The following is a 21508-nucleotide window of genomic DNA, read 5'->3' as shown; positions in this document are numbered from 1 at the left end:
GGAGGGTGGTGCTACCGGGTCAGAAACCCGGGCCGTGCTGGTGGCCGTGACCGTGGCCGTGCCCGCCGGCGGCGGCCGGCTCGGCCTGCTCCGGCTTCTCCACCACGAGGCTCTCGGTGGTCAGCAGCAGGCCGGCGATCGACGCGGCGTTGGTGACCGCGTTGCGGGTCACCTTCACCGGGTCGATGATGCCGGCCTTGACCAGGTCGACGTACTCGCCGGTGGCGGCGTCGAGGCCGTTGCCCCACTCCTTGGTGGCGACCTTCTGCACCACGACGTAGCCGTCGTGACCGGCGTTCTGCGCGATCCAGCGCAGCGGCTCGACGAGCGCCTTGCGCACGATCGAGACGCCGACCTTCTCGTCACCGGTGAAGCCCAGGTCGTCGTCGAGCACCGGCAGGATCTGCACCAGGGCGGCGCCGCCGCCCGGGACGGTGCCCTCCTCGACCGCGGCCTTGGTCGCCGCGATGGCGTCCTCGATGCGGTGCTTGCGCTCCTTCATCTCGACCTCGGTCGCCGCGCCCACCTTGATCACGGCGATCCCGCCGGAGAGCTTCGCCAGCCGCTCGGCCAGCTTCTCCCGGTCCCAGTCGGAGTCGGAGGCCTCGATCTCCTTGCGGATCTGGGCCACCCGGTCGGCGACGTCGGCGGACTGGCCGCCACCGTCGACGATCGTGGTGTTCTCCTTGTCGACCACCACGCGCCGGGCGGTGCCCAGCACCTCCAGGCCGACCTGGTCGAGCTTGTAGCCCAGTTCCGGGGCGACCAGCTCGGCGCCGGTGGAGATCGCGATGTCCTGGAGCATCGCCTTGCGGCGGTCGCCGAAGCCCGGGGCCTTGACCGCGCAGACCTTGAGGGTCTTGCGCAGCGAGTTGACCACGAGGGTGGAGAGCGCCTGGCCGTCCACGTCCTCGGCGATGATCAGCAGCGGCTTGCTGTTCTGGAGGACCTTCTCCAGCAGCGGCAGCAGCTCCTCGATCGCCGAGATCTTCTGCGTGGTGACCAGGATGTACGCGTCCTCGAGGACGGACTCCTGGCCCTCCAGGTCGGTGACGAAGTTCGGCGAGATGAAGCCCTTGTCGAACTGGAGACCCTCGGTCACGTCCAGCTCGGTGGTGAGCGCGGAGCCCTCCTCGACGGTGATGACACCGTCGCGGCCGACCCGCTCCATCGCCTCGGCGATCAGCGCACCGATGGTGGCGTCCTGCGCGGAGATCGTCGCCACGTTCGCGATCGACTCCTGGCTGACGACCTCCACGGCCCGGCCGAGCAGCGCCTCGGAGACCTTGACGGCCGCCGCGTCGATGCCCCGCTTGAGGCCGGCCGGGTTGGTCCCGGCGGTCACGTTGCGCAGGCCCTCGCGAACCATCGCCTGCGCCAGCACGGTCGCGGTGGTGGTCCCGTCGCCGGCGACGTCGTTGGTCTTGGTCGCCACCTCCTTGACCAGCTGCGCGCCGAGGTTCTCGTAGGGGTTGGTGAGCTCGATCTCCTTGGCGATGGTCACACCATCGTTGGTGATCGTCGGCGCACCGAATTTCTTGTCCAGGACGACGTTGCGCCCGCGCGGGCCGAGGGTGACCTTGACCGCGTCCGCGAGGGCGTTGACACCGTGCTCCAGCAGGTGCCGGGCGTCGTCCGAGAAGCTCAGGATCTTCGCCATGAATGTCCCTTCGAAGCGCTATTGCCCCGGCCCGGCGAGCCGGACCGGGGCAATGGCACTGATCGGTTGCTTACTTCTCGATGACCGCGAGGACGTCGCGGGCGGAGAGCACCAGGTACTCCTCGCCGGCGTACTTGACCTCGGTGCCGCCGTACTTCGAGTAGAGGACGGTGTCGCCGACCTGAACGTCAACCGGAACCCGGTTGCCGTTGTCATCGACGCGCCCCGGGCCCACAGCGAGGACAGTGCCCTCCTGCGGCTTCTCCTTGGCGGTGTCGGGGATCACGATGCCCGACGCCGTGGTGGTCTCAGCCTCGTTCGCCTGGACCACGATGCGGTCCTCGAGCGGCTTGATCGCAACCTTGGTCGCGGTAGTCACGGGCATACCCTCCTGGGGTACTGGTTTCGTTGCTGGCCAGCGGGGCTGGCCAGCGTCAATCTGCCTCATGCCACCGGGCGGGGCCGTCGTCGCGGGTGCCGGTCCGCCTGGCGTGCGCAACCGGGTCGCGAGACCCGGAAGCTGGCACCCTCAGGGTGAGAGTGCTAATCGCAGGTTATTCCGTGGCTAGCACTCCGTCAAGGAGAGTGCCAACGCCGCGCCCGCCGTGTCGCCACCGACACCACCGTCCGGGCAGCGCGACCGGGCCGGGACAATGGGCGGGTGGATCTCGACCAGCTGGCTGCGCTGCGTACCCCCGAAGGGTCGGCCGCGCTCGCGACGGCGGCCGGACTGGCCGGCGGCGACCCACTGGCCGCGGCGTCGGCCCTGCGGGCGACCGGGGTGCCGCCCGCGCTGGCCGCCGCGTCGCTCACCCAGGCCGAGCTGCGCCACCGGGCCGTCGGCAAGTTCGGTCCGGCCGCCGCCGGGATGTTCCTCACCCGCGCCGGGCTGGAGCAGGCCACCCGCCGGGTGGTCGCCGACCGACGCGCCGCCCGGCTGTACGCGGCCGGCGTGCGCACCCTGGCCGACCTCGGGTGCGGCCTGGGCGCCGACGCACTCGCCGCCGCCCGCGCCGGCATCCGGGTGTACGGGGTGGAGGCCGACCCGGTGACCGCCGCGATGGCCGCCGCCAACGCCACCGCGGCCGGGCTGGCCGAGCGGTTCACGGTCGAGTGCGGCGACGCCACCTCCTTCGACGTCTCCCGGGTCGACGGTGTCTTCTGCGACCCGGCCCGGCGCCGGGCCGGCACCGGGCGGCGGATCTTCGACCCGCGCGCCTACTCGCCGCCGTGGGACTTCGTCACCGGGTTGGCCGAGCGGGTGCCGCACACCGTGGTGAAGGTGGCACCGGGGCTGGATCACGCGCTCATCCCGACCGGCGCCGAGGCCGAGTGGGTGAGCGTGGACGGCGACCTGGTCGAGGCCGCGCTCTGGTGCGGTGAGCTGGCTGAGGTGCCGCGCCGGGCGACCCTGCACGACTCGCACGGCGGCCGTCACCAGCTCACCGGCTCGGGTGCCGCCGAGGCGCCGGTCGGGCCGCCCCGCCGCTACCTGTACGACCCGGATCCGGCGGTGGTCCGCGCGCACCTCGTCGCCGAGCTGGCCGACGAGCTGGACGCCACCCTCGGTGACCCGAGCATCGCCTACCTCTATGCCGACCGTCCGAGCCGCACCCCGTACGCGCGCTGCCTGGAGATCACCGACGTGCTGCCGTTCTCGCTCAAACGCCTGCGGGCGCTGCTGCGGGAACGCCGGGTGGGCCGGGTGGAGATCCTCAAGCGCGGGTCGGCGCTCACCCCCGAGCAGCTCCGGCGGGACCTGCGGTTGGCCGGCGACGCGGCGGCGAGCCTGGTGCTCACCCGGGTCGCCGGGGCACCGACCGTGTTGATCGGCCGGCCGGTCGACTAGGTTCGGTGCCGTGGCGGGACAGGGCACTCCGGCGACAGCGCTGCTGACCAAGCGCGGCGTCGCGCATCGCACCCACCCGTACCGGGTGGCGGCGGACGCGCCGAACTACGGCGCGCTGGTGGCGGAGGCGCTCGGCGTGCCGCCGGAGCGGGTGTTCAAGTCACTGGTGACCGAGGTCGACGGCGAGCTCACCGTGGCCGTCGTCCCGGTGACCGGTGAACTCGACCTCAAGGCGCTCGCGGCGGCGGTCGGCGGCAAGCGGGCGGCGCTGGCCGACCGGGCGGTCGCCGAGCGGGCCACCGGCTACGTACGTGGCGGGATCAGCCCGCTCGGGCAGCGCCGACGGCTGCCCACCGTGCTGGACGACTCCGCGTTGGACCTGCCGACGATCTACGTCTCCGCCGGCCGACGCGGTCTTCAACTCGAACTCACCGCGGCGGATCTGGTCGTGCTGACCGACGCCCGGACCGCTGCGCTCCAGGCGCGCTGACCACCCGGGCCCAGCGTCGGAGGCGACGTGGCCGCGCGATCCGTCGACTCGGCACGGCGTCCCACCGCCGACCGCCGGGGCCGGTGGCGGACGGCCGGGAGAGCGATATCCGCCCAGGTGATCACCGAGTGACGGGCACGTTGCCGAACTGTTACCCCGAGGGACGAAGTCCTTGCCCCGGCGGTCTTGTGGACACGGCGGCAGCACCATACGTTGCCGGGCACAACAAACACCACGCTCCCCCACCCGGGAAAGGACCCTGCACATGCGTAAGGGGCTCCTCGCGTTCGCCACCGTGGGCCTGCTGGCCATCGGCGGCACGGCGGCCTGCGGCGACACCTTCGGCGGACTCGACCAGCCCGGCTCCGCCAAGACCCCGAAGATCGGCGTGATCCTGCCGGACAGCAAGTCCTCGGCGCGGTGGGAGGGTGCCGACCGCAGGTTCCTGGAGGAGGCGTTCCAGCGCGCGGGGGTCAAGTACGACATCCAGAACGCCCAGGGTGACAAGAGCCAGTTCCAGACCATCGCCGAGCAGATGATCACCAATGGCGTCACCACCCTGATGATCGTGAACCTGGACTCCGGCACCGGCAAGGCCGTCCTGGACAAGGCGAGGTCCCAGGGGGTGGCGACCATCGACTACGACCGCCTCACCGTGGGCGGCTCGGCGCTCTACTACGTCAGCTTCGACAACGAGGCCGTCGGCAAACTCCAGGGCGAGGGCCTGCAGAAGTGCCTGTCCGGTAAGGGCGTCCAGCAGCCGGTCGTGTCCTATCTGAACGGCTCACCGACCGACAACAACGCCAGCCAGTTGAAGAGCGGCTACGACTCGGTGCTCCAGCCGAGGTTCGACGCGGGCGAATACACCAAGGGACCGGTGGACGCCGTCCCGGACTGGGACAACGCTCAGGCTGCCACGATCTTCGAGCAACAACTGACCCAGACCGAGGGCCGGATCGACGGGGTGATCGCCGCCAACGACGGCCTGGCGAACGCCGTCATCTCGGTGCTCAAGAAGAACAAGCTCAACGGCAGGGTGCCGGTCACCGGCCAGGACGCGGACCCGCAGGGCCTGCAGAACATCCTCGCCGGCGACCAGTGCATGACGGTCTACAAGGCGATCAAGGAGCAGGCCGAGGCCGCGTCCGACCTCGCCGTCGCGGTGGCCCGGGGCAAGACCAAGGACACCGGGCAGACGGTACGCGACCCGCAGACCGGCCGGGCCGTTCCCGCCGTGCTGCTGACTCCCCGGGCCGTCTACCGGGAGGACATCGCCGACGTCATCGCGGCCGGCTTCGTCACCCGGGCCGAGGTCTGCTCCGCTGCGTACGCCAAACTCTGCGCCGACGCCGGCGTCCGCTGATCGGCCCCCCTTGTCCAAAGGAGACCCACGTGTCCGGGACACCCCTGCTGGAACTCCGTGGCATCGACAAGAGCTTTGGTCCCGTCCAGGTGCTGCGCGACGTGGCCTTCTCGGCCCACCCGGGCGAGGTGACCGCTCTCGTCGGTGACAACGGCGCCGGCAAGTCGACCCTGGTCAAGTGCATCAGCGGCATCCACCCCACCGACGCCGGTGAGTTCCTCTTCAACGGTGAGCCGGTGACCATCAGCAGCCCCCGGGACGCCGCGGCCCTCGGCATCGAGATCGTCTACCAGGACCTCGCGCTCTGCGAGAACCTCGACATCGTGCAGAACATGTTCCTCGGCCGGGAGAAGCGCAGCGGCATCGTGCTGGACGAGCCGACCATGGAGCAGATGGCCGCCGAGACCCTCGCCGGGCTCTCCGTCCGCAGCGTCACCTCGCTGCGCCAGCACGTGTCCAGCCTCTCCGGCGGGCAACGCCAGACCGTCGCCATCGCCAAGGCGGTGCTGTGGAACAGCCGCCTCGTCATCCTCGACGAACCGACCGCCGCGCTGGGTGTGGCGCAGACCGCCCAGGTCCTCGAACTGGTCCGCCGGCTGGCCGACAACGGCCTCGCCGTGGTGCTCATCTCGCACAACATGAACGACGTCTTCGCCATCTCCGACCGCATCGCCGCGCTGTACCTCGGTCAGATGGTCGCCCAGGTGCGGACCACCGACATCACCCACGCCCAGGTGGTCGAGCTGATCACCTCCGGTCGGTCGGGCCGCCTCGGGCTCGCGCCCGACCCGACCTCGGGCGGCATCGACGACGGCCGGTGGCCGGCCGATCTGACCACCGGAGGCGTCCGATGACCACCACCGCCGTACGCCGGGAGGACCCACCGGCCGCGCCCGGGACGCCGACGGTCCGCAGCTACCTGCGTACCACGCTGAGCCGGATCCGCGCCGGCGACGTCGGCGGGCTGCCGGCCGTCCTGGGGCTGGTCGTCCTCGGCACGGTGTTCTCGATCATGCGGCCGTCGTTCCTGTCGGCGGGAAACTTCGCCAACCTCTTCACCCAGGGCGCGGCGGTGACGCTGATCGCGATGGGCCTGGTCTTCGTCCTGCTGGTCGGTGAGATCGACCTCTCCGCCGGCTTCGCCAGTGGCGTCTGCGCGGCGGTACTGGCCAACGTGGCCACCGTGCTCGGCTATCCGTGGTGGATCGCGGTGCTCGCCGCGATCGTCACCGGCGCGGTCATCGGCACCGTTCTCGGTGTCCTGGTCACCAAGGTCGGCATACCGTCCTTCGTGGTCACGCTCGCGGGCTTCCTCGCCTTCCAGGGCATCGTGCTGATGCTGATGAAGGAGGGCCGCAACATCTCGGTCCGCGACGACGTGCTGCTGGCGATCGCCAACCGGAACCTGAGCCCGGCGCTCGGGTGGCTGCTGGCCGCCGTGGCGATCACCGGCTTCGGGGCGGTGCAACTGCTGCGGCACCGCAACCGGGTCGCCCGTGGGCTGGTCACCGACCCCATCGCGGTGGTCGCCGCGCGGATCGCCGGGCTCGCCGTCCTGCTCGGCATCGCGGTGTTCGTCCTCAACCTGGAGCGCAGCCGCACCGGGCTGGTCGTCTCGCTGCGCGGCGTACCGGTGGTGGTGCCCATCATGGCGGCGCTGCTGGTCCTGCTGACCTTCGTGCTGCAACGCACCAGCTACGGCCGGCACATCTACGCGGTCGGTGGCAACAAGGAGGCGGCCCGCCGAGCCGGCATCGACGTCGACCGCATCCGCATCTCGGTCTTCGTGGTCTGCTCGTCGATGGCGGCGGTGGGCGGGATCGTCGCGGCCAGCCGGGCCAACTCCGTCGATCCGAACACCGGGGGCAGTAACGTACTGCTCTACGCGGTTGGCGCGGCGGTGATCGGCGGCACCAGCCTCTTTGGAGGCAAGGGTCGCGTCCTCGACGCCGTGCTCGGTGGGGCGGTGGTCGCGGTCATCGACAACGGAATGGGCCTGATGGGGTACAACAGCGCGGGGGTCAAGTACGTGGTGACCGGCGTGGTGCTGCTGCTCGCCGCCAGCGTCGACGCCATCTCCCGTCGTCGGTCGTCGACGACCGGCGCCCGCTGACGACGGGCACCACGGTGTCGTCGACCATGCGCGCCGGGCCGAGTCAGGACGAGATCCGCCGGCAGAACCTCGGAGCCCTGCTGCGCCACGTGCACGTCCACGGGGCGACCACCCGCGCCGAGTTGACCACCACGTTGGGGTTGAACCGCAGCACCATCGGCGCGCTGACCGCCGACCTGGCCGGCGCAGGGCTGGTCAGCGAGACGACGCCGAAGCAGACCAGGCGTGCCGGGCGGCCGTCCCTCGTGGTCCAGCCCGAGTCGGTGCGGGTCTACGCGTACGCGTACTCCATCGAGGTGGACCGGCTGCGGGCCGCCCGGATCGGTCTCGGTGGCGCGGTGCTGGACCGCCGGGAGCTGGACCGGCCCCGAGGCCTGCTGGCCGCGGAGGCCGCGCCGCTGCTGGCCGGAGCGGCCAGGGAGATGCAGCAGGCGGTGCCGGCCGGCTCGATCTGCGTCGGCACCGGCGTCGCCGTCTGTCAGATGGTGCGCCGCGACGACGGCAGGACATGGCTGGCACCGGCCACCGGTTGGATCGACGAACCGATCGGTGCCGCCCTCGACGCCGAGCTGGGCTACGACCAGCCGGTCACGGTGGGCAACGTGGCCGACGTGGCCGCGTTCGCCGAGCACGCCCGGGGAGTGGCCGCCGGCTGCGACAACGTCATCTACCTGTACGGCGACGTCGGCGTGGGCGCCGGGATCATCGCCGGCGGGCGGCGGTTGACCGGGCACGGTGGGTACGGCGGCGAGGTCGGCCACATGAAGGTGCTCCGAGAGGGCGAGCTCTGCGAGTGCGGTTCCCGGGGGTGCTGGGAGACGATGATCGGCGAGCAGGGCCTGTTCCGGGCCGCCAGTCGGCCGGACGCCCGTGGCCGGGACGCGCTGCTGGCTCTCTTCGACGCCGCCGGCCGTGGTGACGCGCGCGCCCAGACGGCGGTCCGTCAGGCGGGCGACTGGCTCGGCTTCGGCGTGGCCAACCTCGTGAACATCTTCAACCCGGAGATGGTCATCTTCGGCGGGACAATCCGCGACCTGTACCTCGCCTCGGCGGCCCAGGTCCGCAGCCGGCTCAACTCCAACGCGCTGAGCGCCTGCCTGGAGCACGTCCGCCTGCGTACGCCCAAGCTGGGTCAGGACGCGGCTCTGATCGGGGCGGCCGAGCTGGCGTTCGAACGGCTGCTCGCGGACCCTCTCGACGCCGGCTGAACGCGTACGCTGTCCAGCGTGGATGTCGAGCTGCGCGCTTCCGACGACGACCGCAACCGGGTGGTCTCCGAGCTGCACCAGCACACCACGGCCGGCCGCCTCACGCTGGACGAGTTCTCCGACCGGGTCGGTGCGGTGTGGGCCGCGCGTACCCTCGGTGACCTGGCCGCGTTGACCCGCGACCTGCCGACCCTGCCCGACCCGGCCGCCGAGGCGACGGCGGGCAGCGGCACCGCCGGGCACGGCCACCGGGAGCTGCTGGTGCTCTTCGCCGTCGCCGCGCTCACCCTGCTGCTGCTCGGCAGCTTCCTCGCCGCCACCCGCTGATCCGGGCGACCACCGGGTGGGGCTCGGTCCCGCCCCACCCGACGGCCAGCTGGTCAGCTGTGCGAGCTGACCTTCTTGATGTTGACCACACCCTCCTCGTCGAACACTTCGAGGATCTGGGTGGAGAAGCTCCGGTGCCCACGCCGGGTCAGGTTCACCCCGTCGTGGATCTTCACCCGGTCGGCCCCGTTGTGCTCGGCGAAGACGTCGACGGCCTCACCGTTCCTGATGTCGGCACAGATCCGGACGGTCCGTGTGCCGTCGGCCTTCTCGTCCACGACGACGAGGCCACGGTCGATGGGAAGTTTCACTGCACGACCCCTTTCTGTTCACAGTGGCGGTGCTGCAATTGCGGAGTTGCTGACGGTCGGCCCGCCGACGATCAGCCGTACTGGCAGGACGCGGCCGAGCCCACGGTGGTGCCGCCGGACTTCTTCTCACAGCACTGGCACCAGAGAAAGCCACCGGACGTGGTGCACGACCAGGTGTAGTTCGTCGCCGCCCGGCACGAGCTGAAGCTGATGAACTTGCTGCTGGGCGGCGGGTAGACCAGGTTGCAGCACTGGTAGTTGGCCGCCATCGCCGGAGTCGACCGGGCGAACACCGCGCCCGAGGTGACCAGGCCGACCGCGCCCAGCTTGGCGAGGAACCCGCGCCGGGTCCCGCCTCCACGAGACCGTGGGGCCTCGTGTTCGTCGTTGCTCATACCGCCTCCTTCGTTGCCTGCACCGCGGCCTGAACTGCCGCGACATCGGTGAACAACAATGCGGAAACCAGCCGTCCGTCCTTGATGACCGCTGCGGACGGGCTGATCTTGACGCCGAACTCGGTGGAGACCCAGGCCGCGCCGTCGTCGACGTGGTACGGGAACCGGGCAATGCCGTGACGCTGGACGAACTCGGCCGCGTCGACGCGCGTGGCCGAGGTGACGACGACACCGACATCGCCGGTGTCGGGTTGGTCGGCGAGCTGCGCCGCGACGTCCTCGCAGCTCGCGCAACTCGTGCTGAGCACCAGGAGCAGGTACGGCCCGCCGGTGGCGAACTGCGCGAGAGACTCCGGCCAGGCGCCCGGCCGGGAGCCGAACCGGGCCGCCTCGAGTGGTCGTACCCCGGTGCCACCGGGCGTCGACTCGGGCGACCCCTCCAGGCCGCCGGTCCGGGCGTACATCTCGCCGGCCATGGCGAACAGCAGCACGATCGCGCCCGCCACGAGCAGCAGCACGATGATCGTCAGGTAGTTCATCGAAGTCCTTCCTTCCTGCCGGTCGAGGTGCTGGCCGGTCGGGGCTCGGGCACGGAGGCCGGGGCCGGTGGGTGCAGCGGTGAGGTGGAACGGGTGGGCCCGCCGAACATGACCCGCGTCCACTCGCCGGCGTAGCAGAAGACGCCGCAGGTGGTCGTGATGCCGAAGCGGCCCGGGGCCCGGGACGCGCCGACGTGCCGGGGGATCCCGCCCATCGAGTAGATGCTGTCCAGGTCCTGCCAGAGCGAGATGCTGAGCACCGTCCGGTGCCGCCAGTCGACGAGCACCTTGATGCCGAGATAGCCCTTGGCCGCCCGCCGGACGTGCCGTTTCAGACGCAGGTGCAGCACCAGGACGAGCAGCACCTTGGGCAGGCTGCCGCAGTTGAACCGGGTCACCACGACCTGCCCCTTGGCGGGGTCCGGCTCGATCGTCGGAGTCATGTCTGGACGACCGCCGCGACGAGGGACAGCGCCACGGCCAGGATCGTCACGCCCGAGACGCGCCGTGCCCGGACCACCCATGTGCGACTCCTCTTCTCCGGTAGGTCGGCGTACCTGGTCAGGCTCCAGAGCGACACCAGCAGGCTGGCGACGAGCACGACGCAGATGAGCACCAGCGGTGCCGACCCGGCGTCGACCAGCAGGACGCCGGCCAGCGCGAGCCAGATCAGCGACACCGTCTTCTGCGTGGTGAAGAGCAGGCCCAGGTCAATGCCCCAGACCACGCCGAGCGTTCCGCCCGGCAGGACGCGGACCAGCCGCTGGGGAACCTGCCGCCAGATGTGCGGCGTACGGTCGCGCAGGTCGGACACGCCCAGCCACGCGCCGACCGCCGCCAGCAGCACCAGCCGTAGCCACTCGGGCAGGGCCTGCTGGAGCAGGGTGCCCGCGAAATACACCGGAACGGCGAGGATCACGCCGGCGATCACCCCACCGACCGCGAGGCCGAGCAGGAACCGGATGCCCTCGAACACGTTCCGCCGCAACATGGGACCGGCGACCCCGGCCATGGACACGCCTCAAGGGCTGAGTGCCTGCAGCATGGCGCCGGTTATGCCGAGGACGACCCAGACGAGCATCCAGGACTCCCTTCCAGCTGTCCGAGGGTGTGGCGGGCGGCGGGGTCCTACACGCGCTGGCGGGTCGGCGAGACGGTCGAGCGCAGCTTGGCGAGGTCGGTGAACGCCAGCGCGGAGATCAGCATCCCGTCCCGGAACACGAGGGCCGCCGGGCTGACCGCGACGCCGAACTCGCCGGACACCCAGTCACCACCCTCGTCGACGTGGTGCGGCAGCCGCGCCAGGCCGTTCGCGGCGACGAACTCCCTGCCGGCAGCCGCGTCCGCAGTGGAGATCGCCACCCCGAAGTCCGCGACATCGGCCTCGTCGGCGAGTTGACCGGCCACCGTACGACAGCTGGAGCAGGCCGTGCTGAGCACCAGGACGATCCGCAGCGGCCCGTCGCCGAATCCCGCCAGACCTGTGGGCCAGGCGACCGGCACCCGGCCGACGTGGGCCTCCTCCAGCAGCCGGATGCCGCTGCCCTGGGATGGGATGACGCCCTCGCGGGCGGCGAGCTGACCGAGCATCGCGAAGAGGACCAGCACTGCCCCGGCGAGGATCAGCAGGGCGATCCCGAACACGTACGTCTTGGCGGACTCCTCAGTCGTGGGTGGCGGGCGTCGGCCGGGGGCGGACCAGTTCGCGGACCGTGTCCCGCCAGATCCAGACGGCGAGCAGCACGATCAGGCCGGCGGCGCCGATCGGCAGCAGGTCGGGGTGGGGGACGGCGGCCGAACCGTTCCGGAGCACGGCGAGCGCCCCGACGCCGAGAGCGAGCCCGACGAGCACTGAGCGGAGGCCCAGCGGGCGACTGTTCCGTTGGCCGAAGCAGCCGCAGGGCGTGGCCACGCCGCGTGCCCGGCCGAGCAGGCCGGCACCGGCGAAGACGAGGCCGAGGACGCCGGCGACCGCTGCCCCGGCGGTCCGCAGGTCGGGGACGAGAAGGGCGACGCCGGTGAGTGCCTCTGCCACGGCCAACAGCCGTACGGCCCGCTGCGCGGCCGGTTCGGGGAACCGGAGCAGTGCGGCGACCGCATCCCGGCTCGCTTCGGGAGCCGCGAGCTTGCCGAGGCCGGCGGAGATGAAGACGGCGGCGAGCACACAGATGATCACAGCGATGGCGGAGCCGGTCATTCTTCGGTCGCCCGAATCAGGACATGGGTCATCGACACCGCGCCACCCCCGTGTTGGACGGAATCCCGAAGGGATCCATCATCATCGATCGTCGCTCTGCGAGACCCAATTCTTACGGTGCGCATCGACGAGCGTCAAGGTCCACCGGCGGGCTATTTGTGATTGTCGATTCCTTCGATCGGGCGGTCCCATCCGCCACAGATTTCGGGTCGTGTGTCGCGGTGAACTGATCGAGCGCTTAGCCCGTACCAGTGGACGGACGGGCGGCCGGCGGCGTGCGGCTGCCCGGTCCAGACGCGTTCCGGTCCGGACCGAGGAGGCACTACAGACATGGCACCGCTCAGATCCGCCCGTCCCCGACCGGGCAACCGGGTCCACCGGGCGGCGTTGCTGCTCATCGCGATCATCGCGGCGGTCGGTGTCCTGCCCGGCGTGGCCGTTGCCGCTCCGGCCGGCGGGCAGCAGCTCAACGCCGCCGACATGACCCTGCTCAACGGGGTACGGCTGGCCGGGTTGTGGGAGATGCCGGCCGGCCAGATGGCCGCCGAGAAGGGGCAGTCGGCCAAGGTCCGGGAGATCGGCGCGGGCATCGCCAATGAGCACCAGCGGCTCGACCAGCTCGTCGTGGACGCGGCCAACAAGCTGCGCGCCAGCATCCCCACCGAGCCGACCGCCGAACAGAAGGGCTGGCTGCAGGAGATGCAGAACGCCTCCGGCGCCCGGTTCGACCAAATCTTCGTCACCCGGCTCCGGGTGGCCCACGGCAAGATCTTTCCGGTGATCGGCGCGGTGCGTGCCAGTACCCGGGACGCCACCGTCCGCAAGCTGTGCGACGACGCCAACGGGTTCGTGATGCACCACATGCAGATGCTGGAGAGCACCGGGCTGGTCCGCTGGGCGGAGCTGCCACCGGCCGCGCTGCCCGCACCAGGCAAGGACGGACTCCTGGCCGCCGCCGCAGCGAACACCGGCCCGCAGCCCGGGGTCAGCAGCACGGTCGTCTGGCTGGTGTTCCTCGCCGCACTCGGGACCGGCGGGATCGCCACCTACCGGATGCTGCGCCGCAGCTGACCGTCGTCGACGAGCCCGCTGCCCGACTCCTCGGCGGTGGGCTCGTCGGTGTCGCTGTGGTGCCAGGAGCGCCACAACGCGGCGTAGGAGCCACCGGCCGCCACCAGCTCGTCGTGCCCGCCCAGCTCGGTGATCCGACCGTCCTCCACGACCGCCACCCGGTCGGCGTCGTGCGCAGAGAAGAGCCGGTGCGCGATGGCGATCACGGTGCGCCCGGTCAGCACGGCGGCCAGTGAGCGTTCCAGCTCCCGGGCCGCACGCGGGTCGATCAGCGAGGTCGCCTCGTCCAGCACCAGCGTGTGCGGGTCGGCCAACACCAGCCGGGCCAGCGCCACCTGCTGCGCCTGCGCCGGGGAGAGCGGGTGGCCACCGGCACCCACCACCGTGTCCAGCCCCTCGGGCAGCGCCTCGGCCCAGTCCAGGGCGGCCACCGCGGCGAGCGCCGCCCGCACCTGGGCCAGGTCCGCACCCGGCCGGACCATCGCGACGTTCTCACGCAGCGGACCGATGAAGACGTGATGTTCCTGGGTGACCAGGGCGACGTGCGAGCGCAGCTCGTCCAACGGCAGCTCGTCCAGCCGGCGACCGGCCACGGTGACCGAGCCGCTGCGCGGGGCGTGCACCCCGGCCAGCAACCGGCCGAGGGTGGACTTGCCGGCGCCGGACGGCCCGACCATCGCGAGCTTCTCCCCCGGCCTCGGGACCAGGGTCACCCCGTGCAAGACGTCCCGCCCCGTCCGGTACGCGTACCGGACGTCCCGAGCCGCGAGCTGCTCCGGCCCGGCGTCGACCGCCGCGGCAGCGACCGACGCGGTGTCGGCACCCGTGGCGGCGGGAACTCCGGTGGCCGGGGTGTCACCGTTCCGGGCCACCCCGAGCAGACGGGCCATCGAGGCGCCGCCGATCTGAAGCTCGTCCAGCCAGGAGAGCAGCCGGTTGACCGGGTCCACGAGCTGCTGCACGTAGAGCGTGGCCGCGGTGACCTGGCCCAGGCTGACCCAGCCCCGCAGATAGAACCAGCCACCGAGCAGCAGCGTGGCGACCACCGGCACCACGTACCCGATCTCGGCCACCGGAAAGAACACGGTCCGCAGGTTGAGGGTGTACCGCTCGGCCGCGTACGACCGGAGGACGTCGGCGTCGGTGCGGGCCCGGCGGCGTGCCTGCTGCCGCAGTGCCTCGGTGGTCCGCGAACCCTCGACGGTCTCGCTGATCCCGTCGGTGATGTCCGAGTAGGCGGCGTTCTCCCGCAGGTAGCCGGCGGGCGCGCGGCGCAGGTACCAGCGGGTGCCGGCCCAGAGCAACGGCACCGCGAGCAGGCAGGGCAGCGCGAGCAGCGGACCGATCAACAGCAGCGCGCCGACGACGAACCCGACGGTGACCACCGCGATCAGCGTCTCGGGCACCGCCATGCGGACGGTACGGGACAGCGCGGAGACGTCCCGGGACGTCCGGGTGAGCAGGTCTCCGGTGCCGGCCCGTTCCACGGTGGCCAGGGGCAGATCGAGAACCCGGTCCACGAACTCCTCACGCAGCTCGGCGAGGACCCGCTCGCCGAGCCGGGCCGAGGCCAGGTAGGCGAACCGGACCAGCACCGACTGGGCCAGCACGAAGCCGCCGATGAGCAGCGCGACACGGTCCACCGTGGACCCGCTGACGCCCCGGGAGATGCCCTCCACCAGATCGCCGAGCAGCCGCGGTGCGACCAGCCCGGCGGCGGCCGCCAGCGCGTGCAGGCCGAGCGCGACGGCCAGCGCGCGAGGATGCCGGCGGACCAGCGTCCGCGCGTACCGGCGAACCTGCCGCGCGTCGGCGACCGGCAGTGCGGTGGCCATCAGTCCTCCTCCCGGCTGACCGTCGCCCGGTAGCGCGGCTCGCCGTCCAGCAGCTCGGCGTGCGTCCCCTCGGCCACCACCTTGCCGTCCTCCACGAAGATCACCCGGTCGGCCCGGCTGAGCACCAGCGGGCTGGAGGTGCAGACCAGGGTGGTCCGGCCGGCCCGGGCGTCACCCAGCCGCTGCGCGATCCGGGCCTCGGTGTGTGCGTCGACGGCGCTGGTCGGCTCGACCAGCAGCAACGTCTCCGGGTCGGCGACCAGTGCGCGGGCCAACCGCAACCGCTGTCGCTGCCCGCCGGAGAACTCCCGGCCGCGCTCGGCGACCGTGCTGTCCAGCCCGTCGGGCAGGGCGTCGACGATGTCCGTCGCGCTCGCCGCCACCAGGGCCGCCGCGAGCGCGGCCTCGTCGCCCCGGTCGTGCGGGTCCAGCTCCGCGCGGAGCAGGCCGGTGAACAGATGTGCGTCGTTGTCGGCCACCAGGATCCGCGCGCGCACCGTCGCCAGCGCCAGCGCCCGCAGCGGTACGCCGTGCAGCGTCGCGTCCGAATCGGTGTACCGGCCGAGCCGGTCCACGATCGCCGCCGCGTCCTCGGGTGCGCTGGCCGCCAACACGGTGAGCAGGCCGGGCTGTAGCGCCACCCCGGACTCGGGGTCGACCAGTGCACCCGGCCCGTCCGGCAGCACCCTCGGCTGCGCCGGGTCGACCAGATCCGGAGTGAGCCGCAGCAGCCGGACCACCCGACGGGCCGCCACGTGCCCACGGGTCATCTTGTCGACCGCCTCGGTGAGGTTGCGCAAGGGGCTGACCAGGAACGCGGTATAGCCGTAGAAGGCGACCAGCTGCCCCGCGCTGATCTCACCGCGCAGCGCGAACCGGGCACCCAGCCAGGTCACCAGCACCAGGAACGCGCCGGGCAGCAGCACCTGCGCCGCCTCCAGCAGCGACTCCACCCGGGCCACCCGCAGGCCGTGCGCGCGGAGTTCCTGCGACCCGGTCCGGTAGCGGGCCGACAGCACCGGCTCACCACCGACGCCACGCAGCACCCGCAGCCCCGACACGAGGTCGCCGGCCCGCGTGGTCAGCGCCCCCTCCGCGTCCCGGTACGCCTGCTGCTGGCGGTGCAGCGGTCGGATGAGCAGCCCCACCACCGCCATCAACAGCGGTACGCCGAGGACCACGACCAGCCCGAGCGGCATCGAGGCGGTCAGCAGGATCACCGCGACGGTGGCGATCGCGACCAGCGCCCCGACTCCCCGGGCGGTGATCTCGACGGCGTTCCCGACCTGGCCGATGTCGGCCGTACCGATGCTCACCACCTCGCCGGCGGCGACCCGGCGGGGCAACGCGGCGCCGAGCCGGTTCGCCGTGGACACGGTCAACTGCACGGTCCGGTACGCCGCGGCCAGGAAGTTGTGCACCGCACAGCGGTGCCGCAGGATCCCGGCGACCGCCTGGAGCACGCCCAGCCCGAACAGCACCAGACCCCAGGTGAGCAGACTGCCCTCGTCGCGACGGGCCAGCCCGTCGACGGCCCGGCCGACGGCGGCCGGCATCAGCGCCTGAGCCACCATCCACACCACACCGAACGCGACGCCGATGCCGAACAGCCGCCTGTGTCGGCTGGCCACCCAGATCAGGTAACGGGTCGCCGACCGGGAATCGGGTACGCCGGGATCGCCGGCCGGTGTGAAGCGCATGACCGCTCGAAGCTAGGCGGCCGGACGTGCACGGGGCGAACCAATTACCGCGGAAGGTGCCGCAGCTTACCGCGGGGCTCGGCGACGGGTGGTCTCAGCGGTCGACCTGGGTGAAGTCCCAGGAGTGCGGGGCACGGGCCACCAGCATCGCGGGCGGCTCGGGCAGCGGACGCGGATTGCTGCGCCACTTGGAGATGACCACCACCCGGTGGTCGGTGGAGGAGAAGACCTCGCTGGACACGTGCAGCGGGTCGTGCTCGAACTCGGGTATCGCCGTGTCGCACACCCAGGTGATCAGGTCGGCGACGCCGTACGGCTCCGCGCGCGCCTCCCACATCCGTACGATCATGTCCGCCGGCCCCGTCACACGCTGACCGTGGTCAGCGGCAACGCCGAGTCCGCCGGCAGGTCCAGCCGGCTCGGTGCGACTCCCGCGGCGACCAGGTGCGAGCCGAGCGCGGCCACCATCGCCCCGTTGTCGGTGCACAGCTTCGGCCGGGGCACCCGGACCCGGATGCCGTACTTCTCGGCCCGCTGCTCGGCCAGGGCCCGCAGCCGCGAGTTGGCCGCCACTCCCCCGCCGATCACCAGGGTGTCGATCCCGTTCGCGCGGCAGGCGGCGAGCGCCTTGGTGGTCAGCACGTCGCACACCGCCTCCTGGAAGGACGCGGCCACGTCGGCCACCGGCACCGGCTCGCCCGCGCGCTGCCGAGCCTCGACCCAGCGGGCCACCGCGGTCTTCAGCCCGGAGAACGAGAAGTCGTACCGGTGCGCGGCCAGATCCTTGGCGGCGGTCAGACCGCGTGGGAAGGCCACCGCTGCCGCGTCACCGGCCCGGGCCTCCCGGTCGATCGGCGGGCCGCCCGGGAACGGCAGCCCGAGTAGCCGGGCGACCTTGTCGAACGCCTCGCCGGCGGCATCGTCGATAGTGGCCCCGAGTGGGGTCACGCCACGGGCCAGGTCGTCGACCATCAGGAGGGACGAATGCCCGCCGGAGACCAGCAACGCGATGGCGGGTTCGGGCAGCGGGCCGTGCTCCAGGGTGTCCACCGCCACGTGCGCGGCCAGGTGGTTGACGCCGTAGACCGGCTTCTCGGCGGCGAGTGCGTACCCCTTGGCGGCGGCGACACCGACCAGCAGCGCGCCGGCCAACCCGGGCCCGGAGGTGACCGCGATGGCGTCAATGTCGGCGAGGGTGACGCCGGCCTCGGTGAGCGCCCGCTCCATGGTCGGCACGATGGCCTCCAGGTGGGCCCGGCTGGCCACCTCCGGCACCACGCCCCCGAACCGGGCGTGCTCCTCGACGCTGGACGCGAGCGCGTCGGCCAGCAGGGTGTGCCCCCGCACGATGCCGACGCCGGTCTCGTCACAGGAGGTCTCGATGCCCAGGATCAGCGGTTCGTCAGCCATGGTGGTGTGGTCCGTCCCCGGTCGGCTCGGCGACGAGCTGCATGACCAGCGCGTCGGTGTTGCTCGGTTGGTAGTAGCCGCGCCGTACCCCGATCGGCTCGAACCCGTAGGTCGCGTAGAGCCGTTGGGCGGCGGCGTTGTCCACGGCGACCTCCAGCAGGGTGCTGCGGGCGCCGCGCCGGGCCGCCTCGGCGAGCAGTTCCTCCAGGAGGGCACGCCCGATGCCGCGCCGTTGGGCGTCCCGCCGGACCGCGATGTTCTGCACCCACACCTCGTCCGGTGGGGCACCGGCGAGCCCGGCGTAGCCGAGCACCGTGCCGTCGGCATCGATGGCCACCTGGTAGTGATGCCCGTTGGCCAACTCGCTCCAGAACATGCCCGGCGACCACTGTTCGGCACCGAAGAGGTCCGCCTCGATCAGCAGCACCTCGTCGACGTGCCACCACCGGAACCGTTCCAGCCGCACCGTCATGGCAGGACCGGTTTGCGGCCGGTCGCGGCCACGGCGTCCGGGCGACGCAGGTAGAGCGGGGTTAGCTGGTCACCGGGCGCGCCGGCACGGATCCGCTCGGCGGCGAGCAGCGCCAGCACGGTGGCGTCCGGGTAGCGCGGCTCGACCCGGACCGGCAGGCCGAGCGTGTCCGCGTACCGGTGGGCACCGTCACCCACCGCGACCGTCACTCCCAGCTCCCGGGCGCGCGCGGCGGCCACCGCCGGCGACGTCACCTCGGGTCCGACGATCCGCTGGCCGGCGCCGTCGTAGACCGCCCAGTAGAGCTCCTTGCGGCGAGCGTCGCTGGCGGCCAGCACCGGCTCGCCGTTCGCCGCCGGGTAACCGATGCCGTCCAGCGAACACACGCCGTACGCGGGGATGCCGAGCACCTGGCCCATGGTCGCGGCGGTGACCAGGCCGACCCGCAGCCCGGTGAACGGCCCCGGGCCGAGCCCGGCGACGATGGCGCCCAGGTCACGCGGACGCGCGTCGATGTCGGCGAGGACCGCGTCGATCTGGGGCGCGAGCAGTTCGCCGTGCGCGCGGGCGTCGACCGTGCACCGGTGTGCCCGGGACGCGACGCCGTCCGCCGAGACCTCCACCAGCGCTGCGGTCACCGCGGGGGTCGAGCTGTCGACCACGAGTACGAGCACGGTAAGCCAGCCTAGCCGCCCCGCCCACCACCCCGGTCACGCCCCGCCCCGCCCGGTCCCCCGGGCCACCGCCGGACCACCGCCCGAACCGCCGCCCGGTCGCCACGGGCCGCCCCCGGACCACCGCCCGAACCGCCGCCCGGTCGTCACGGGCCGCCCCCGGTCCGCCGCCCGGTCGTCACGGGCCGCCCCCGGTCCGCCGCCTGGCCGCCCCGGACCCCGTCGGCCAGGGCCGCACAATCCCCAATGAGCGATATACCTGTGGGTCATAAATATGACCCACAGGTATATCGCTCGCCAGAGCACCCGTCGCCGGCCCGGACACGGCTGGAGTGCATGCCGAGTCGTCAATCTGCCTCAGCGGTATCCGCTGCGTGCCGGGGTGGTCCACCATGCCGGGATGCCGCCACCCACTCGCCTCGTCGCCTTGCTCGGCACCGTCGTGCAGCAGCAACGACACCTCCGCGATCTGACCCAGTCCCAGCTGGCCGAGCTGGCCGGGGTCAGCCAGGCGGCGGTGGCCCGGATCGAGCGCGGCGACCGGACGCCCAGCATCGCCGTGCTCGAGGCGCTCCTCGCCGCGATGGACGTCCAACTGACCGTCCAGGTCGAGCCGCTCGACGCGCATCTCGACGCGCGCATCGCCCAGCTGGCCGCCCGACCTCTGGCCGAGCAGATCGACGAGCTGGGCCTGGATCGGGTGTTGGACCGGCTCGGCGAGCTTCCGCAGGTGATCACCGGGAGCACCGCGGCGCTGTTGCAGGGCGCGCCGGTGCCGGTCGACGCACTCGAGATCGCCGTACGCTGGCGCGACTCGAAACAGTTCACCCGCTGGCTGGAGGCAGCCCTGGGCCAGCGGTGGAACGCCCGATGGGGTGAGTTCGGTGGGCTGTGGTTGGAGCCCGAGGAGCAGGGCGAGCACCGCTGGTCGACCCGTTACGGCGAGATCAGGGCGACGATGTGTGACGAGCTGCCCGAGACGATCGAGGTACGCCACGCGGGGCGGGGTTACCAGGTGGTGCCGCTGGTCGAGCTGGAGCTGACCGAGCCGCGGGCCAGCGAGTTGCTGCGCCGCTACCGGGCCCGGCAGCTCGCCGGCGAAGGCTGAACCAGTGCCGGTCGCGTGCCGAGCAGCACGCGACCGGCGGGCTCAGCCGGCGGTGCGCTCCCAGTCGATGGTCGGCAGGCCGGCGTCCGCGAGTGCCTTGTTGGCCGCGCTGAACGGGCGGCTGCCGAGGAAGCCGCGCGGGTTCATCGGGCTCGGGTGGCCGGCCTCCAGCACCACGTGCTGTGGGTTGGTGACCAGAGCGGCCTTCTTGCGGGCGTAGCCGCCCCAGAGCAGGAAGACCACCCGCTCCGACGACGCGTCCAGGGCTCGGATGGTGGCGTCGGTGAACTCCTCCCAACCGGCGTTGGCGTGTGAGCCGGGGGTGGCCTGGCGGACGGTCAGCACCGCGTTGAGCAGCAGCACGCCCTGCGCGGCCCAGCCGTCGAGGTTGCCGCTGCGCGGCTTGGGCACGCCGACGTCCTCGCCCAACTCCTTGAAGACGTTGCGCAGCGACGGTGGCACCGGCACGCCGTCCCGGACGCTGAAGCTCAACCCGTGCGCCTGCCCTGCCTTGTGGTACGGGTCCTGCCCGAGGATCAGCACCCGGGTGCTCTGCGGCGGGCACAGCCGGTATGCCGAGAACAGGTCCGTCAACGGCGGGAAGACCGTCTGGGTCGCATATTCCCGGGCGACGAACTCGGCCAGCGCGGCGGTGCGCGCCTGGTCCAGGTGCGGCGTGAGCACGGCACGCCACTGCTCCGGCAGCAGCGCCAGCAGATCCAGGGCGGGGGCGTCGTCGGACATCAGCAACCTTTCACAGCGCGGGTCGGTCCCCCGCACTCTAGG

The 21508-nt window shown here is 72.1% G+C and carries 25 protein-coding genes; 9 read left to right on the top strand and 16 right to left on the bottom strand.

Annotation, left to right across the window (positions count from 1 at the left end; translation table 11 throughout):
* Positions 1-19: 19 nt before the first annotated feature.
* Both groL and groES read right to left on the bottom strand, forming a co-directional pair.
* Entirely contained in the window at positions 20-1660 is a 1641-nt protein-coding gene (gene groL, locus ACFQGL_RS01620) for a chaperonin GroEL (protein WP_377504199.1), read from the bottom strand.
* 70 nt (positions 1661-1730) lie between these two features.
* Positions 1731-2045, bottom strand: a complete 315-nt coding sequence (groES, locus tag ACFQGL_RS01615; protein ID WP_030330046.1) for a co-chaperone GroES — start codon at positions 2043-2045, stop codon at positions 1731-1733.
* Between the two features lie 276 nt (positions 2046-2321).
* Between groES and ACFQGL_RS01610 the strand changes: the two genes are divergently transcribed.
* The 7 genes from ACFQGL_RS01610 to ACFQGL_RS01580 all read left to right on the top strand — a co-directional run bounded on the left by ACFQGL_RS01610 (position 2322) and on the right by ACFQGL_RS01580 (position 9010).
* Positions 2322-3509 carry a THUMP-like domain-containing protein gene (locus ACFQGL_RS01610; protein ID WP_377504197.1) on the top strand — a complete coding sequence of 396 codons (1188 nt, stop codon included), beginning with the start codon at positions 2322-2324 and terminating at the stop codon, positions 3507-3509.
* A gap of 10 nt (positions 3510-3519) precedes the next feature.
* On the top strand, positions 3520-3999 hold the full coding sequence (gene ybaK / locus ACFQGL_RS01605) for a Cys-tRNA(Pro) deacylase (RefSeq protein ID WP_377504195.1): 480 nt from the start codon (positions 3520-3522) through the stop codon (positions 3997-3999).
* 265 nt (positions 4000-4264) lie between these two features.
* Positions 4265-5362, top strand: a complete 1098-nt coding sequence (locus ACFQGL_RS01600) for a sugar ABC transporter substrate-binding protein (protein ID WP_377504193.1) — start codon at positions 4265-4267, stop codon at positions 5360-5362.
* A gap of 29 nt (positions 5363-5391) precedes the next feature.
* Entirely contained in the window at positions 5392-6216 is an 825-nt protein-coding gene (locus tag ACFQGL_RS01595; protein ID WP_377504191.1) for an ATP-binding cassette domain-containing protein, read from the top strand.
* Positions 6213-7475, top strand: a complete 1263-nt coding sequence (locus tag ACFQGL_RS01590; RefSeq protein WP_377504190.1) for a sugar ABC transporter permease — start codon at positions 6213-6215, stop codon at positions 7473-7475. Before ACFQGL_RS01595 ends, ACFQGL_RS01590 begins: the two co-directional genes overlap by 4 nt.
* Before the next feature lie 26 nt (positions 7476-7501).
* The gene (locus ACFQGL_RS01585) at positions 7502-8683 is read left to right on the top strand and encodes an ROK family protein (RefSeq protein ID WP_377504188.1); all 1182 of its coding nucleotides are present in this window, start codon (positions 7502-7504) and stop codon (positions 8681-8683) included.
* An 18-nt stretch (positions 8684-8701) separates the two neighbouring features.
* A complete protein-coding gene (locus ACFQGL_RS01580; protein ID WP_377504186.1) occupies positions 8702-9010 on the top strand; it encodes a DUF1707 SHOCT-like domain-containing protein in 309 nt (102 codons plus the stop codon).
* Positions 9011-9063: 53 nt separating this feature from the next.
* Here the strand turns inward: ACFQGL_RS01580 and ACFQGL_RS01575 are convergent, their stop codons facing one another.
* From ACFQGL_RS01575 to ACFQGL_RS01545, 7 genes are all read right to left on the bottom strand, one after another.
* Entirely contained in the window at positions 9064-9321 is a 258-nt protein-coding gene (locus ACFQGL_RS01575; RefSeq protein WP_377504184.1) for a hypothetical protein, read from the bottom strand.
* 71 nt (positions 9322-9392) lie between these two features.
* Positions 9393-9716, bottom strand: coding sequence for a hypothetical protein (locus tag ACFQGL_RS01570; protein WP_377504182.1), 324 nt, complete (start codon positions 9714-9716; stop codon positions 9393-9395).
* On the bottom strand, positions 9713-10255 hold the full coding sequence (locus tag ACFQGL_RS01565; RefSeq protein ID WP_377504180.1) for a thioredoxin domain-containing protein: 543 nt from the start codon (positions 10253-10255) through the stop codon (positions 9713-9715). Before ACFQGL_RS01565 ends, ACFQGL_RS01570 begins: the two co-directional genes overlap by 4 nt.
* On the bottom strand, positions 10252-10698 hold the full coding sequence (locus tag ACFQGL_RS01560; RefSeq protein WP_377504178.1) for a hypothetical protein: 447 nt from the start codon (positions 10696-10698) through the stop codon (positions 10252-10254). The genes ACFQGL_RS01565 and ACFQGL_RS01560 overlap by 4 nt, the downstream gene beginning before the upstream one ends.
* Positions 10695-11267 (bottom strand): hypothetical protein, encoded by a 573-nt coding sequence (locus tag ACFQGL_RS01555; protein WP_377504176.1) that lies wholly within the window; start codon positions 11265-11267, stop codon positions 10695-10697. The genes ACFQGL_RS01560 and ACFQGL_RS01555 overlap by 4 nt, the downstream gene beginning before the upstream one ends.
* Positions 11268-11383: 116 nt before the next feature.
* Positions 11384-11899 (bottom strand): hypothetical protein, encoded by a 516-nt coding sequence (locus tag ACFQGL_RS01550; RefSeq protein WP_377504174.1) that lies wholly within the window; start codon positions 11897-11899, stop codon positions 11384-11386.
* A 19-nt stretch (positions 11900-11918) separates the two neighbouring features.
* On the bottom strand, positions 11919-12452 hold the full coding sequence (locus ACFQGL_RS01545) for a MauE/DoxX family redox-associated membrane protein (protein ID WP_377504172.1): 534 nt from the start codon (positions 12450-12452) through the stop codon (positions 11919-11921).
* 330 nt (positions 12453-12782) lie between these two features.
* Between ACFQGL_RS01545 and ACFQGL_RS01540 the strand changes: the two genes are divergently transcribed.
* Positions 12783-13523 (top strand): DUF4142 domain-containing protein, encoded by a 741-nt coding sequence (locus ACFQGL_RS01540; RefSeq protein WP_377504170.1) that lies wholly within the window; start codon positions 12783-12785, stop codon positions 13521-13523.
* On the opposite strand, the gene ACFQGL_RS01535 is transcribed toward ACFQGL_RS01540, so the two are convergent.
* The 6 genes from ACFQGL_RS01535 to tsaB all read right to left on the bottom strand — a co-directional run bounded on the left by ACFQGL_RS01535 (position 13499) and on the right by tsaB (position 19614).
* Positions 13499-15358: an ABC transporter ATP-binding protein gene (locus ACFQGL_RS01535; protein WP_377504168.1), complete on the bottom strand. Its 1860-nt coding sequence runs from the start codon at positions 15356-15358 to the stop codon at positions 13499-13501. The two genes, ACFQGL_RS01540 and ACFQGL_RS01535, sit on opposite strands and share 25 nt — an antisense overlap.
* Entirely contained in the window at positions 15358-17058 is a 1701-nt protein-coding gene (locus tag ACFQGL_RS01530; protein ID WP_377504166.1) for an ABC transporter ATP-binding protein, read from the bottom strand. The genes ACFQGL_RS01535 and ACFQGL_RS01530 overlap by 1 nt, the downstream gene beginning before the upstream one ends.
* A gap of 94 nt (positions 17059-17152) precedes the next feature.
* Entirely contained in the window at positions 17153-17407 is a 255-nt protein-coding gene (locus tag ACFQGL_RS01525; RefSeq protein ID WP_377504671.1) for a hypothetical protein, read from the bottom strand.
* Between the two features lie 14 nt (positions 17408-17421).
* Complete coding sequence (tsaD, locus tag ACFQGL_RS01520; RefSeq protein ID WP_377504164.1) at positions 17422-18468, bottom strand: tRNA (adenosine(37)-N6)-threonylcarbamoyltransferase complex transferase subunit TsaD; 1047 nt, start codon at positions 18466-18468, stop codon at positions 17422-17424.
* The gene (gene rimI, locus ACFQGL_RS01515) at positions 18461-18940 is read right to left on the bottom strand and encodes a ribosomal protein S18-alanine N-acetyltransferase (RefSeq protein WP_377504162.1); all 480 of its coding nucleotides are present in this window, start codon (positions 18938-18940) and stop codon (positions 18461-18463) included. The genes tsaD and rimI overlap by 8 nt, the downstream gene beginning before the upstream one ends.
* The gene (gene tsaB / locus ACFQGL_RS01510; RefSeq protein ID WP_377504160.1) at positions 18937-19614 is read right to left on the bottom strand and encodes a tRNA (adenosine(37)-N6)-threonylcarbamoyltransferase complex dimerization subunit type 1 TsaB; all 678 of its coding nucleotides are present in this window, start codon (positions 19612-19614) and stop codon (positions 18937-18939) included. Before tsaB ends, rimI begins: the two co-directional genes overlap by 4 nt.
* Before the next feature lie 400 nt (positions 19615-20014).
* Here tsaB and ACFQGL_RS01505 point away from each other — a divergent pair, with 400 nt between their 5' ends.
* Positions 20015-20722 carry a helix-turn-helix domain-containing protein gene (locus ACFQGL_RS01505; RefSeq protein ID WP_377504158.1) on the top strand — a complete coding sequence of 236 codons (708 nt, stop codon included), beginning with the start codon at positions 20015-20017 and terminating at the stop codon, positions 20720-20722.
* Between the two features lie 42 nt (positions 20723-20764).
* Here the strand turns inward: ACFQGL_RS01505 and ung are convergent, their stop codons facing one another.
* Entirely contained in the window at positions 20765-21466 is a 702-nt protein-coding gene (gene ung / locus ACFQGL_RS01500) for a uracil-DNA glycosylase (protein ID WP_377504156.1), read from the bottom strand.
* Positions 21467-21508: the final 42 nt, after the last annotated feature.

This window comes from Micromonospora vulcania (genome assembly GCF_042658605.1).
Lineage (GTDB): Bacteria > Actinomycetota > Actinomycetes > Mycobacteriales > Micromonosporaceae > Micromonospora > Micromonospora vulcania.
The sequence above is the reverse complement of the archived record's forward strand: the minus strand, read 5'-3'. Positions and strand labels throughout refer to the sequence as shown.

Excerpts from the sequence above, each read along its gene's own strand:
- groL (WP_377504199.1), bottom strand. The coding sequence starts at position 1,660 with ATGGCGAAGATCCTGAGCTTCTCGGACGACGCCCGGCACCTGCTGGAG.
- groES (WP_030330046.1), bottom strand. The coding sequence starts at position 2,045 with ATGCCCGTGACTACCGCGACCAAGGTTGCGATCAAGCCGCTCGAGGAC.
- ACFQGL_RS01600 (WP_377504193.1), top strand. The coding sequence starts at position 4,265 with ATGCGTAAGGGGCTCCTCGCGTTCGCCACCGTGGGCCTGCTGGCCATC.
- ACFQGL_RS01590 (WP_377504190.1), top strand. The coding sequence starts at position 6,213 with ATGACCACCACCGCCGTACGCCGGGAGGACCCACCGGCCGCGCCCGGG.
- ACFQGL_RS01585 (WP_377504188.1), top strand. The coding sequence starts at position 7,502 with ATGCGCGCCGGGCCGAGTCAGGACGAGATCCGCCGGCAGAACCTCGGA.
- ACFQGL_RS01570 (WP_377504182.1), bottom strand. The coding sequence starts at position 9,716 with ATGAGCAACGACGAACACGAGGCCCCACGGTCTCGTGGAGGCGGGACC.
- ACFQGL_RS01565 (WP_377504180.1), bottom strand. The coding sequence starts at position 10,255 with ATGAACTACCTGACGATCATCGTGCTGCTGCTCGTGGCGGGCGCGATC.
- ACFQGL_RS01560 (WP_377504178.1), bottom strand. The coding sequence starts at position 10,698 with ATGACTCCGACGATCGAGCCGGACCCCGCCAAGGGGCAGGTCGTGGTG.
- ACFQGL_RS01555 (WP_377504176.1), bottom strand. The coding sequence starts at position 11,267 with ATGGCCGGGGTCGCCGGTCCCATGTTGCGGCGGAACGTGTTCGAGGGC.
- ACFQGL_RS01545 (WP_377504172.1), bottom strand. The coding sequence starts at position 12,452 with ATGACCGGCTCCGCCATCGCTGTGATCATCTGTGTGCTCGCCGCCGTC.
- ACFQGL_RS01540 (WP_377504170.1), top strand. The coding sequence starts at position 12,783 with ATGGCACCGCTCAGATCCGCCCGTCCCCGACCGGGCAACCGGGTCCAC.
- ACFQGL_RS01535 (WP_377504168.1), bottom strand. The coding sequence starts at position 15,358 with ATGGCCACCGCACTGCCGGTCGCCGACGCGCGGCAGGTTCGCCGGTAC.
- ACFQGL_RS01530 (WP_377504166.1), bottom strand. The coding sequence starts at position 17,058 with ATGCGCTTCACACCGGCCGGCGATCCCGGCGTACCCGATTCCCGGTCG.
- ACFQGL_RS01525 (WP_377504671.1), bottom strand. The coding sequence starts at position 17,407 with ATGATCGTACGGATGTGGGAGGCGCGCGCGGAGCCGTACGGCGTCGCC.
- tsaD (WP_377504164.1), bottom strand. The coding sequence starts at position 18,468 with ATGGCTGACGAACCGCTGATCCTGGGCATCGAGACCTCCTGTGACGAG.
- rimI (WP_377504162.1), bottom strand. The coding sequence starts at position 18,940 with ATGACGGTGCGGCTGGAACGGTTCCGGTGGTGGCACGTCGACGAGGTG.
- ACFQGL_RS01505 (WP_377504158.1), top strand. The coding sequence starts at position 20,015 with ATGCCGCCACCCACTCGCCTCGTCGCCTTGCTCGGCACCGTCGTGCAG.
- ung (WP_377504156.1), bottom strand. The coding sequence starts at position 21,466 with ATGTCCGACGACGCCCCCGCCCTGGATCTGCTGGCGCTGCTGCCGGAG.